This window comes from Laedolimicola intestinihominis (assembly GCF_040096155.1).
Classification (GTDB): domain Bacteria; phylum Bacillota; class Clostridia; order Lachnospirales; family Lachnospiraceae; genus Laedolimicola; species Laedolimicola intestinihominis.
Genome location: NZ_JBBMFE010000021.1, coordinates 31761 through 44913 on the forward strand (window position 1 = coordinate 31761; position 13153 = coordinate 44913).

The window sequence follows — 13153 nt, forward strand, 5'->3', positions numbered from 1 at the left end:
TTTTTCTCCTAAGTGTTTTTTTCATTTACACGAACATTTCTATTATATGATAATTTACGCGGGTTTTACAATCCCTTAACTGCATTTTTATGAAAATTCAATGTAAAATTTACAAAAACAGGGAAGGATGAGGAGGATCTGCCGAAGAACAGGCGCAGCCTCTAAAAACTTGAAAAGGAAAAATGGGTCTGCTAAAATAAATCTGTATCAGAAGAAAAGAAATAAAAGTCCATGGCAAAACGGGATGGACAGGGGATAAAAAGAGAGAAGAGTGAAGCAATGAAACAGACAGAAGAATGGAATACTGCAAAAAGCCGGATCGAGAATCAGATAAAGGAACTGCGGCATCGGCTCCATACCTGCCCGGAGATCTCGGGGCAGGAACGGAAGACGAAGGCCGCCTTAAAGCAATTTCTGGAAGAAAATACCGGTTTGGAACTTCACGACTGTGGCGGAGGCTTTTACGCGGTTTACCGAAGCAGCACGGCGGATTCGGCGAAAAAGGGCGTCGCGTTCCGGGCTGATTATGACGCATTGGCCTTACCGGAGGGCGGCGCGGCCCATCTCTGCGGCCATGACGGTCATGCGTCTGCCCTCTGTGGCGCGGCGCTTCTGTTGGAGCAGCAGATAAAAGAGGGGCGGGAACCGGGAAGAAATGTATTCTTTCTGTTCCAGCCCGCCGAGGAGACCGGCGCGGGCGCGGCGCCCTGCTGTGAACTCTTTGATAAGGAAGAGATCGAAGAAATCTATGGCGCGCATAATCTGCCGGGTTTTGCCTTCGGCGAATTGTATACAAAGGAAGGAACCTTTGCCTGCGGCTCCGAGGGCCTGACCTTACGTTTTATCGGCAAACCCACCCACGCAGCCTATCCGGAGCTGGGAATCTCCCCGGCCCCGGCTGTGGGACAGATTCTGACCGGGATTCCGTCATTTTTAAATAAGAAAGAACACGGCTACAGCGGTATGGCTCTTTGCACCGTCATCGGCGTACAGATGGGAGAAAAAGCCTTCGGCGCGGCGGCTGAGAAAGCGGAGGTCTGGCTGACCCTCCGGGCGGAGCGGGGCGCGGATCTGAAAAAATTGTGTCAAATGGTACTGACCCGTGCGGAAGAACTGGCGGCACAGGACGGCCTTATCCTGGAGACAGAGGAGCAGGACGTCTTCCCTGCCACAGAAAATGACAGCGCCTGCGCCAAAAAAGTATTAAAAGTCTGTGGCGGCCGCATCCTGCAGGAGCCCATGCGCTGGAGTGAGGACTTCGGCCATTACCTGAATCATTGCCGGGGGGCGTTCTTCGGCATCGGAGCAGGCGTGGAGCATCCGGGGCTTCACACAGAGACTTACGAGTACCCGGACGGGCTGCTTATGCGGACGGCGGAGAGCTTTTTAAAGCTCCTGTAAGATAGAAGGACAACATTCGGAGGAACAGAACGATGCTGATACGCTTATTTTCCTACATGAATCAATATAAAAGATACGCCGCCCTGGCGGTCGTCTGCATTATGACAGAGGGGGTATTTGAGCTGCTGGTACCGCTTATCATGGCCGACCTCATCGACGTGGGTGTGTCGAGCGGCGACCGGGCTTATATCTATATGAAGGGACTGCAGATGGTGGGCTGCGCACTGATCGCGCTGGTGCTGGGCGTGGGAAGCGCCCGGTTTGCGGCGCTGACCGGCCAGGGGCTGGGCGCGGAATTGAGAAAGGCTGAGTATGAGAAGCTCCAGGGCTATTCCTTTGCCAATATCGACCATTTCCGTTCGTCTTCCCTGGTGACCCGTCTCACCAGCGACGTGACCAATATTCAGAACGCAGTGTCCATGGGCATGCGCCCCTTCTGCCGTGGACCCATGATGCTGGTGGTGGCCACCGGCGTGGCATTTTCCATCAACCATACCCTGGCGTTGGTGTTCTTTGTGGCATTACCCATCCTGGCGGCAGCCCTGTTTACTATTACCATGAAGGTGCGGCCTTTGTATTCCCGGATGCAGACAGCTATCGACACCGTGAACCGGATCATCCAGGAAAACCTGACGGCGGTGCGTATCGTCAAGGCCTGTGTCCGGGGCGACTATGAAGTAGAAAAGTTTGAGGAAGGCAATCAGAATCTGCGTCAGGAATCCGAGACGGCCTTTCGGTTAGCCGCCCTGAACATGCCGGCCATGCAGTTCGTCATGTACGGCACAATTCTGGCGATTCTGCTTTTTGGCGGTTATCTGATTCAGAAGGGCAGTATGAAGGTGGGCGAGCTCACGGGATTTTTAAGCTATGTGCTGCAAATTCTGAATTCCCTGATGATGATTTCCAATGTATTTCTGTTGCTGACGCGCTCGATGGCGTCCGGCGCCAGAATTCTGGAGGTTATCGACGAAAAGGTGGATCTGACGGACGAAAAAGTCCGGAACATCGAAGTGGAACGCGGCAGCGTGGACTTTGAACATGTGTGGTTCAAGTATAAAAAAGAGGCGAAGGAATATGTGCTTTCGGACATTTCCTTCCATATAGAAGCGGGCCAGACCGTGGGCGTCATCGGACAGACCGGCGCGGCCAAGTCTACACTGGTGCAGCTGATCCCGAGACTTTATGACGCCACCGAAGGCGTGGTGAAGGTGGACGGCGTTCCGGTACAGGAGTATCCGATGGCACATCTTAGGGAGGCAATTGCCATGGTACTGCAGAAAAATACCCTGTTTTCCGGAAACCTCCTGGACAATCTGCGCTGGGGAAAGGAGGACGCTTCCATGGAAGAGATCGAGGAAGCCTGCCGCATCGCCTGCGTGGACGAGGTGTTGGAACGGCTGCCAGAGGGGTATGAGACCGAGATGGGTCAGGGCGGCGTCAATGTGTCCGGCGGCCAGAAGCAGCGGATCTGCATCGCCCGTGCGCTTTTGAAGAAACCGAAAATCCTGATTCTCGACGATTCCACCAGCGCTGTGGATACGGCTACAGAGGCGAAGATTCGGGAGCGCATGGGCGCGGCTCTGCCTGATATGACGAAAATCATCATCGGACAGCGGATTTCCTCTGTCCGGCACGCGGATCAGATTATCATTCTGGACGATGGGCGGGTCAGCGCCATCGGCACTCACGAGGAGCTGCTGGCCCGCAGTGAAATTTATCAACAGATATACGAATCTCAGAAGGAAGGAGTGGAGCTTTAATGGCACGGTATAGTTATGTGGGCTACAAGCGGCCTAAAAATACGAAAAATACCCTGAAGCATCTCCTTCATTATATGGGACTTCATAAATGGATGTTTCTGCTGGTGGGAGTTCTGGTGTGTATCAGCACCGGGGCCAGCGTCATGGGAACCTATCTCTTAAAGCCGGTCATCAACCGCTTTATCATGCCTGGGGATATGAAGGGTCTGGTCAGCGCGGTGGCAGCCATGGGCGTCATGTATTTCTGCGGCGCGCTTGCGACCCTGGCCTACAACCAGCTCATGATCAAATCGGCTCAGACTGTGGTGCAGGAGATTCGAAGCGACCTCTTTGCCCATGTGCAGACCCTGCCGTTACAGTATTTTGACGCCCATACCCACGGGGAGCTGATGAGCCGCTTCACCAATGATGTGGACACGGTGCAGGAGGCCATGAACAACAGCTTCGCCATGGCGATCCAGAGCTTTCTGACCCTGGTGGGCACCATTGTAATGATGATGGTTCTGAGCGTAAGGCTGTCTCTGATTGTTATGGTGTTTCTGGTTATGATGGGCATTTTTATCCGGACAAACAGTAAGCGGAGCCGGAAATATTATCAGCGGCAGCAGGCAGAGCTTGGCAAAATTAATGGCTTTGCGGAGGAAATGATGGCGGGTCAGAAGGTGGAGAAAATCTTCAATCATGAGAAAATCAATTTCGATATTTTCTGCGGTCTCAATGAAAATCTGCGGAAGGAGTCCACAGACGCCCTGACCTACACAGGTATGCAGGTGCCCACGGTGGTCAGCCTTTCCTATCTGAATTACGCGGTATCGGCCTGTGTGGGCGGTATCTTTACTCTGAACGGCTTTCTGGATATCGGAAGCCTGTCATCCTATCTGGTGTTTGTGCGCCAGAGCGCCCTGCCTATGAACCAGTTTACGGCCCAGATTAACCAGATTCTGACGGCTCTTGCCGGGGCAGAGCGGATCTTCGATCTGATGGAGGCCGAGCCTGAGGCGGACGAGGGCGATGTGACCCTCTGCAATGTATTGGAAGAAAATGGAACGCTCAAAGAAATCGCGGAGCACACCGGTCATTTCGCGTGGAAGCTTCCGGCGGAGGAGCCGGGCGGCAGGACGGAGCTGCGGAAACTCCGGGGTGATGTGAAATTCGACAATGTGGTCTTCGGCTATGTGCCGGGAAAGCATATTTTAAATGGGATCTCCCTGTATGCCAAGCCGGGTCAGAAGATTGCGTTCGTGGGCAGCACCGGAGCCGGGAAGACTACGATTATCAATCTGATTAACCGGTTTTATGAGATGGAATCCGGCACCATCACCTATGACGGCATCGACATTCGGCGGATTCGAAAAGATGATCTGCGCCATTCCCTGGCTATGGTTATCCAGGAGACGCATCTGTTTACCGGAACCATTGCCGATAATATCCGTTACGGAAAGCTCGACGCCACCGACGAGGAGGTGCGGGAGGCAGCCCGAATTGCCAATGCGGATTCCTTTATCCGGCGTCTTCCGGACGGCTATGACACCATGCTTTACAGCGACGGCAGCAATCTGTCCCAGGGGCAGCGGCAGCTCATCGCCATTGCCCGTGCGGCCATAGCGAAGCCGCCGGTGCTGATCCTCGACGAGGCCACCAGTTCCATCGATACCAGAACGGAGCGGCTCATCGAGAAGGGCATGGACGCTATTATGGATGGCCGGACGGTCTTTGTTATCGCCCACCGGCTTTCCACGGTCCGTAATTCCAAGGCTATCATGGTGCTGGAGAAGGGTGAAATCATCGAGCGGGGCGATCACGAAGCGCTGCTTGCGGACAAAGGAAGGTATTACCAGCTGTATACCGGACAGTTCGAACTGGAATAAATTGGGAGAAAGATAAATTGTATACAAACAGGATTTCCAAAATCTGGATGATGCAGAGGAAGGATATCCTGTTTTTTTACGATGTGGATATAGAAATAATCTTTTTCGTTCTGAAATTCCGGTAAAAAACAGAATTGTACTGAAAAAAAAACTGGAATATGGTTCTATTCTGCGCTAGAATAAAGTGAACATAAATATGGTGTTTTCGATACAAATTTAACAATATTGTCAAAAAAATCTCGAAATTGTTCTAAGATTGTCTATTTTTTATCTAAAGTTGTATATCAAATCCAAGTGTGATAAAGTAAATACGAGACAAATGCTACAAAAGCATGAAGGAAGGAAAAAGCATATGTTCAAGAAGACATTTAAGGGCGGCGTGCATCCGGACGACGGAAAGCGCTACGCCAAGGACGCGTCTTACCGTACCTATCTTCCCCAGGGCGAACTGGTATTTCCCATGAGTCAGCATATCGGAAAACCGGCGAAGCCTGTGGTAAAGAAGGGCGACATGGTGCTGGCAGGCCAGCTGCTCGGCGAAGCGGACGGCTTCGTATCGGCGAACATCGTCAGCTCCTGCTCCGGAACGGTAAAGGCTGTTGAGAACAGAAGAACAGCATCCGGTGCGAAGGTAATGTCCGTAGTGATCGAGAATGACGGACAGTACACATTGGCAGAAGGCATCGGCGCTGAGCGCGATTACAAGACACTTGGCAAAGAAGAAATTCTCGGAAGTGTACAGAAAGCAGGTATCGTGGGAATGGGAGGAGCCGGATTCCCGGTTCATGTGAAGCTCGCCCCGAAGAACGCGGATGAGATTCGTTATGTCATTGCGAATGGCGCGGAGTGTGAGCCTTATATTACCTGCGATGATCAGCTCATGCGCACAAGGAGCATGGAGCTGGCAGAAGGTATGCGGATTCTTCTGAAGCTGTTCCCGGCGGCAGAGGGTGTCTTCCTGATAGAGGATAATAAACCGGAAGCCATCGCAGCCATGGAAAAGGCCTGCGCAGGCGATGAGAAGCTAAAGGTTCACGCGGCGAAATGCAAGTACCCCCAGGGCGGCGAACGTTCTATTATCCAGGTCATCGCAGGTATTGATCTGAAGCTTGGCATGCTCCCGGCGGACGCGGGCTGCGTGGTAGACAATGTGGCGACCATGTACGCCATTTATCAGGCTGTATGCAAGTCTACACCATTGATGGAGCGTGGCTTTACCGTATCCGGCGATGCGGTCAAGGAGCCCTGTAACCTGATTGTGAAAATCGGAACAAATATGGCGGAGGTTCTGGAGGCTGCAGGCGGCATCCGGGATGGAAAGGAAGCGCAGAAGCTTTTAAGCGGCGGTCCGATGATGGGTATGGCGCTGGCTGATTTGAATGTGCCGATTTGCAAGAACAATAACGCGCTGACCGTGCTGGGGGAGGATCCGGTGGCGCTGGCAGACCAGCAGGAAACAGCGTGTCTGCGCTGTGGCCGCTGTATGAGAGTCTGTCCCTTGGGCCTGTCTCCCCAGGAGATGATGGATGCGGCCAAGAGAAGACGCTTTGTCCGCTATGAGAAGAAGCTGTATGGCCTGGAGTGTATCGCCTGCGGTTCCTGTACCTATGTCTGTCCGGCCAAGCGGCCCCTGATGCAGACCTTCAAGCAAACCAAGGCTGAGATTATGGCGAAGAAGAGAGCCGCGCAGGCGCAGCAGGGAGGTGCAAAGAAATGAGTAAACTGATGAATGTATCCTCCAGCCCCCATGTGCGGAGTAAGCTTACGACCAGACATGTCATGTGCGACGTGATTCTGGCCCTTCTTCCGGCGACGGTCATGGGCGTATACCATTTTGGAATTTCCGCGCTTGTGACGATTCTTACGTCTATTGCTGCGGCGGTTCTGACGGAGTTTTTATTTGATAAGGCAACCGGAAGAGAGAATACGATCACGGACTGCAGTGCCATTGTCACAGGACTTCTCCTGGCGCTCTGCCTTCCGAACGGCGTTCCCCTTTACATACCGGTTCTCGGAAGCGTATTTGCGATTCTGTTTACCAAATGCTGCTTCGGCGGTCTGGGCCATAATTTTATGAACCCGGCCCTGTCCGGACGCTGCTTTCTGCTGATTTCCTTTGCAGGCGTTATGTCCACCTATACGGTAGACGGTGTCAGCAGCGCAACACCGCTGGCAGATCTGGCGTCAGGCAATGCGGTGAACCTGGTACAGACCTTCCTGGGAGCTAATAACGGCGTTATCGGCTGTTCCACAGCAGGACTCCTGCTTGGCGGAATTTATCTGCTGATCGTAGGCGGCATTACCTGGGAGATTCCGGTGTCTGTGCTGGTATCCTTTACCGCATTTATTGCTCTGTTCGGCGGTCAAGGCTTTGATGTGCAGTACCTGCTTATGCAGCTGGCTGGCGGCGGTATTGTGATGGGAGCCTTCTTCATGGCGACCGACCCGGTTACCTGCCCTCTGGGGTCCGGCGGACAGCTGCTCTACGGCGTGGTGCTCGGTATTCTGGCGGCGTTATTCCGTGTATTCGGAAGTTCCGCGGATTCTGTAAGCTATGCCATCATCATCTGCAATATGTTTGTTCCGCTCATTGACGAGATTTCCATTCCGACGCCATTCGGTTACCGGAAGAAGAAAGTGGGCGGAAAGAAGATTCCGGCCGCAGCCATTGCGCTCTGCGTCATTACCCTGATTGCGGGCGTGGCTTTAAGCGGTGTATACAAGCTGACCGAGGGCAGGATCGCCGAGCAAAAGCTGGCGGAAAAGGCAGCTTCTTATCAGGAGGTCTGCCCGGACGCAGTAGAGTTCGCTTATGACGATGCAATTACTGCTAAGGTGGATGCTCTGAACGGTGAAGTATACGGAACTGATTTCGGTAAGGCTTATATCAATGAAGTAATCGTAGGAAAAGACGCTTCCGGCAATGTGGCAGGCTATGTCATCAGCGCTGCCAGCGGCGACGGTATGGACGGCAATATTACGATGTCTGTAGGCATCGCTTCAGACGGAACCGTAACCGGTATTTCTTTTACGGTCCTGAACGAGACCGCAGGTCTGGGCTCTCTGGTAGGAGAGGATGCTTTCAAGAGCCAGTTTGACGGTGTGAAGACGGATAAATTCACGCTGTTCAAGTCCGGCGGAGCAAGCGCGCCCGGCGAGATCAACGGCGTATCCGGCGCAACCATTTCCTCCAGTGCCGTAGTCAATGCGGTGAATGCTGCGGTAGACTTCTTTGAAAATGATATACAGGGAGGGAATTAAGCGATGAAACCTTGTACAGAACGCATCTATAATGGTGTAATAAAAGAAAATCCCACTCTGGTTCTGATGCTCGGCATGTGCCCCACACTGGCGGTTACCACCTCCTGCATGAACGGATTCGGAATGGGCGTATCCACGCTGGTGGTACTGGTGATGTCCAATCTGGTCATCTCCGCGCTTCGGAAGGTGATACCGGATGCGGTACGTCTGCCGGCTTATATCGTCATCGTAGCTTCACTGGTTACCGTAGTGGAGCTTCTGATGGAGGCTTATGTGCCTGACATCTATGACGCGCTGGGAATCTACATTCCCCTGATCGTAGTAAACTGTATCATTCTGGGCCGTGCGGAGGCTTATGCTTCCAAAAATCCGCCTCTTCTGTCCGCCATGGACGGACTTGGCATGGGTCTCGGATTTACAATTTCCCTTTCTGTCATCGGACTTATCCGTGAGCTTCTGGGTGCAGGTACCGTATTCGGCATGCAGGTGATGCCGTCCGCTTATAAGCCTATTGCTATTTTCATCAAGGCTCCGGGCGCGTTCCTGGTACTGGCGGTTCTGGTTATTATTATGAATTCCCTGAAGATCAAGAATCGTGCAAACGCCATGGTGCAGGGCTGCGACGGATGCTGCGCGACCTGTGCCCATGCGAAGGAAGAAGGAAAGGAGGCGCAGAAATAAATGAAATCATTACTTCTGATTATCATTACAACGGCGCTGGTGAATAACGTGGTATTAAGCCAGTTCCTGGGAATCTGTTCCTTCCTGGGCGTATCCAGATATATCAAGACGTCCTTCAGTCTGGGCGCAGCGGTTATCTTTGTCATCACGGTAGCTTCCGCAGTGGCGAATCTTCTGTACACCTTTGTACTGACGCCGCTGAATCTGGATTATCTGAAAACCATTGTCTTTATTCTGGTTATCGCGGCTCTGGTACAGATGGTAGAGATGTTTACCAAGAAGACCTCCCCGCCCCTTTACAAGGCGCTGGGAATCTATCTGCCGCTGATTACCACCAACTGTGCGGTTCTGGGCGTGGCCCTGACCAACGTACAGAATGAGTATAATTTTGTGGAAAGTGTACTGGCCGGATTCGGTACCGCAGTCGGCTATACCATTGCCATTGTTCTTTTGGCAGGTATCCGAAGCCGTATTGATGAGGAGGCTTTGCCGGCTCCCTTAAAGGGCGCGCCCATCGTGCTGATTTGCGCGGCGCTGATGGCGATTGCGTTCATGGGATTTGGCGGTCTGGCGCTGTCATAAGGAGGAGAATATGCAGGAAGTTATTATAGCGACATTGGTAGTAGGCGTAATCGGACTTCTGATCGGCGTAGCTCTGGTGGCAGTCAGCAAGAAGTTCGCAGTGGAGACCGACGAGCGCGTTGGCCTTGTAAGAGAAAGTCTTCCGGGAAATAACTGCGGTGCCTGCGGTTATGCAGGCTGCGACGCGGTAGCGGCAGCCATCGTGGAGGGCAAGGCTCCGGTCAATGCCTGTCCGGTGTGCAATGCGGAAGCAGTAAAGAAAATCGGCGATATCATGGGCGTGCAGGCGGAAGCCGCAGAGAAAAAGGTGGCCTATGTACACTGCGCAGGCAGCTGTGATAAGACCTCTGTCCGGTGCAATTATGTGGGTATTCATGATTGCCGGGCAGCGGTACTTTCCGGTATCTCAGTCTGGGAATGTGATTATGGCTGTCTGGGCTTTGGCTCCTGTGTGGAGGCCTGTAAGTTCGGGGCGCTCCGCGTGGAGAACGGCGTAGCCATCGTAGACGAGACGAAATGTGCCGGCTGTGGAAAATGCGCCAAGGCCTGTCCTAAGGGACTGATCGAGTTGGTACCGGCGGACAAGAAGATAGCGGTGCGCTGCGCAAGCCGCGACCGTGGACCGGCTGTGAAGAAGGCCTGCACCGCAGGCTGCCTGGGCTGCGGTATCTGTGCAAAGCAGTGCGAGCACGAAGCGATTACCGTGGACGGCAATCTGGCCCACGTGGATTATACCAAGTGTGTGGGCTGTGGTAAGTGCGCGGAGAAGTGTCCGATGAAGGTTATCGAAATGGTATAAATCATACATATCTGAGGTTATAAAAAATGAAGCGAAGCATGTCAGTCATTCTGGGAGCACTGGCTCTGATGATTACGGTGGGCTGTATCTGGCAGTACCGGAAAGGAGACAGGGACGCGTCCTGTACGAAGCAGCTTTTTGCCATGGATACGGTGATGAGCTTTACCGCATATGGGCCGAAGGCAGAAGAGGCTGTGGATGCGGCCATGAAGGAGATCGAGCGGCTGGATGCTTTACTTTCCACAGGAAATGAATCCAGTGAGATCTCGCAGCTGAATGCTGCGGGATCTTTTCTGATATCTGAGGATACTTTGAAATTACTGGAAGAAGCGGAAAGCATCCGGCAGTCCACGGGCGGCCTTTTTGACGTGACGGTCTACCCGCTGATGCAGCTCTGGGGATTCCCTACCGGGGACTATCGGGTGCCGACACAGGAAGAAATTTCCAGCACACTTTCGCTGGTGGACGCTGCGCAGATTCAGATAGAGGGCGCGCAGGTGACATTGGGCTCAGGACAGCAGGTGGATTTGGGCGGCATCGCCAAGGGATATGCATCTGACCGGGTCATGGAGCTTTACCGGGAGTACGGCGTGACTTCGGGTATGGTGTCCCTGGGCGGCAATATCGAGACCCTGGGGACGAAACCGGACGGGACAGACTGGAAAATCGGAATTCGGAATCCGGAGATTACCGCCGCCTCTGACATTGGAAGCGGGACAGAGGATGTGCTGCTGGCGCTGGAGGTGGAGAACCGGGCGGTGATTACCTCCGGTGGCTATGAGCGGTATTTTGAGGAGAATGGGGAGACCTATATCCACATCCTGGATCCCCGCACCGGCTATCCGGCAGATTCCGGCCTGCTTTCCGTGACCGTCGTATCGGAAAAAGGAATGCTGGCGGACGCCCTGTCTACTTCTCTTTATATCATGGGCGAGGCAGATGCGGCAGAGTACTGGCGGATCCATGGAAATGATGAAGGGAACAGCTTTGAGCTGGTTCTGGTGGATACTTCCGGAAAGGTCTATGCAACGGAAGGGCTGCGTGATAAGATAGAGATGAGGGACGCGGCGCAGAGGCTGGAGATTGTGGAGCGTTAGGGAGCTGTGTGACAGAAAAACGAAGAAAAGTAGTACAGGAAAGGAACAAAGTTATTGTTCACAGGCGCTATTTTAGCACAGCGTGTTATAGTGAACGGAGTGAATAGTAACAGGATAACAGGTTCGAATGGAAGAAGGAACGAAGACGGGACAGAATCGAAAAGCAGTTTACATCGTGGCGGCGCTTTGCGCTGTGCTCTTCCTTGGGGGAATCGGCGGCATGATCTGGAATCTGACCCGGAGCCACGGCAGACAGGTGGAGATCCTGCAGGATGGGAAAATCCTGTATACACTGGACTTGGCTCAGGCGGAGGATCAGACCTTTACCGTGACCTACGGAGGCAGAACCAATGAAATCGAGATCCGGGATCACCAGATCCGCGTGAAAGCAGCGGACTGTCCCGATCAAATCTGTGTCCACATGGACTGGCTGGAGGCTGCGCCCATCGTGTGTCTGCCGAACCGGCTGAGCATTCAGTATGCGGACGGAGAGGGCGCGTCCGGGCTGGACGCGGTGGCGAACTAAAAATGTATATATTTCGTAATGCCAGATGAAGATATAATATAATCTTTAGGTAGGTAAGAATATTTTAGTAGTTAAAAAAGAAAGGGCCGTCATGAAGGAGCATCCATCAGAAAAAAGAATGACAACCGGAAAACTCACTGAGCTGGCGCTGCTGACAGCGGCAGCTCTGATTTTATATGTGGTGGAGCTCCAGATTCCGAATCCCATTCTGATTCCGGGCGCGAAGCTGGGTCTGGCCAATATCGTGACGGTCTACGCAGTCTACCGCTACCGCCCCGGCGAGGTGCTGATGGTGGTACTGGTCCGCATTTTTTTAGGCTCCCTCTTTGGCGGAAGCATGATGACCTTCCTCTACAGTCTGGCCGGAAGCCTGCTTTGCCTGCTTGGCATGCTGCTTCTCCGCCACATGGTCAGCGGCCGCGCCATCTGGCTGGCCAGCGTCCTGGGCGCCGTCCTCCACAACATCGGCCAGATGCTGGTAGCCGTGTTAATAGCCGGAAAAGGCATGATCTTCTACCTCCCCTTCCTCATGACCGCCGGCTGCATCGCCGGAGCCTTCACCGGCCTGTGCGCGCAGCTGGTGCTGAACCGGCTTGGGAGACAGTAAAGAATACTGTAAAATAGTGAAAATTAGTGTAAAAATAATGAAAAAATAAAAGGGTATCCCCACAAAAGGAGAGAATTCAGGATTTTGTGCGAAAGCCGAAATCTAGGAAGGAACAAATCAGTTGCAATACCAAAAAAAGGCAATATAATGAAATTACAAATTATCAGAAAGACAGTGAGGAGATGTTTGATGAAAGAAAGGCATATTGTTCGAAAAATCATAGCGGCACTTATCATTTTCGGCATCTTGGTCGCCGCAGAGTATCTTGTAAAATCTTATTATTACCCGATAAAAACTGAAAAAGAATCGACAGGGACAGGCTGGCTTTGTGATCACAGAAATAGATTTGGACTATTTTCTTGCAGGTTTTCCAAGATCCGAAATAAACGCCCTTCTGGTCTATCCGGCAGAAACAGAAGAACAGGCAAAGGCCATCTTTACAGAAGTAACCGATAACCTGGGCACAGACGTCTGGAAGCTCTGTGGCAGTAGTGAGGTATGGACGTGGAAAAAGGAATGAGACGGTAAAAAAATAAAAAGGATAACAGAAGGAAAGGGGGGCCCGCGGCGG

Annotated in this window: 12 protein-coding genes and 1 pseudogene; all 13 read left to right on the forward strand. The window is 52.7% G+C overall.

Annotated features, from left to right (window positions below; genetic code table 11):
• Positions 1–279 precede the first annotated feature (279 nt).
• Positions 280–1401 carry a M20 metallopeptidase family protein gene (locus WMO29_RS15940; protein ID WP_349165465.1) on the forward strand — a complete coding sequence of 374 codons (1122 nt, stop codon included), beginning with the start codon at positions 280–282 and terminating at the stop codon, positions 1399–1401.
• A gap of 32 nt (positions 1402–1433) precedes the next feature.
• On the forward strand, positions 1434–3161 hold the full coding sequence (locus WMO29_RS15945) for an ABC transporter ATP-binding protein (protein WP_349165466.1): 1728 nt from the start codon (positions 1434–1436) through the stop codon (positions 3159–3161).
• Positions 3161–5029: an ABC transporter ATP-binding protein gene (locus tag WMO29_RS15950; RefSeq protein WP_349165468.1), complete on the forward strand. Its 1869-nt coding sequence runs from the start codon at positions 3161–3163 to the stop codon at positions 5027–5029. The genes WMO29_RS15945 and WMO29_RS15950 overlap by 1 nt, the downstream gene beginning before the upstream one ends.
• A 352-nt stretch (positions 5030–5381) precedes the next feature.
• The gene (gene rsxC / locus WMO29_RS15955; RefSeq protein ID WP_178039546.1) at positions 5382–6746 is read left to right on the forward strand and encodes an electron transport complex subunit RsxC; all 1365 of its coding nucleotides are present in this window, start codon (positions 5382–5384) and stop codon (positions 6744–6746) included.
• A pseudogene (locus WMO29_RS15960) lies at positions 6743–7663 on the forward strand (RnfABCDGE type electron transport complex subunit D); the annotation flags it as partial. The gene rsxC and the pseudogene WMO29_RS15960, both read left to right, overlap by 4 nt.
• 3 nt (positions 7664–7666) lie before the next feature.
• The gene (locus tag WMO29_RS15965) at positions 7667–8290 is read left to right on the forward strand and encodes an RnfABCDGE type electron transport complex subunit G (protein ID WP_349165475.1); all 624 of its coding nucleotides are present in this window, start codon (positions 7667–7669) and stop codon (positions 8288–8290) included.
• A 3-nt stretch (positions 8291–8293) separates the two neighbouring features.
• Positions 8294–8971, forward strand: a complete 678-nt coding sequence (gene rsxE, locus WMO29_RS15970) for an electron transport complex subunit RsxE (protein WP_349165469.1) — start codon at positions 8294–8296, stop codon at positions 8969–8971.
• Positions 8972–9553 carry an electron transport complex subunit RsxA gene (gene rsxA / locus WMO29_RS15975; RefSeq protein WP_178039549.1) on the forward strand — a complete coding sequence of 194 codons (582 nt, stop codon included), beginning with the start codon at positions 8972–8974 and terminating at the stop codon, positions 9551–9553.
• Between the two features lie 10 nt (positions 9554–9563).
• Positions 9564–10352, forward strand: a complete 789-nt coding sequence (locus WMO29_RS15980; protein ID WP_349165470.1) for an RnfABCDGE type electron transport complex subunit B — start codon at positions 9564–9566, stop codon at positions 10350–10352.
• Between the two features lie 26 nt (positions 10353–10378).
• Positions 10379–11449, forward strand: a complete 1071-nt coding sequence (locus WMO29_RS15985; RefSeq protein ID WP_349165471.1) for an FAD:protein FMN transferase — start codon at positions 10379–10381, stop codon at positions 11447–11449.
• A 127-nt stretch (positions 11450–11576) separates the two neighbouring features.
• Positions 11577–11975, forward strand: a complete 399-nt coding sequence (locus WMO29_RS15990) for a NusG domain II-containing protein (RefSeq protein WP_349165472.1) — start codon at positions 11577–11579, stop codon at positions 11973–11975.
• Between the two features lie 118 nt (positions 11976–12093).
• Positions 12094–12582, forward strand: coding sequence for a Gx transporter family protein (locus WMO29_RS15995; RefSeq protein WP_349165473.1), 489 nt, complete (start codon positions 12094–12096; stop codon positions 12580–12582).
• 328 nt (positions 12583–12910) lie between these two features.
• A complete protein-coding gene (locus WMO29_RS16000) occupies positions 12911–13102 on the forward strand; it encodes a hypothetical protein (protein ID WP_349165474.1) in 192 nt (63 codons plus the stop codon).
• Positions 13103–13153: the final 51 nt, after the last annotated feature.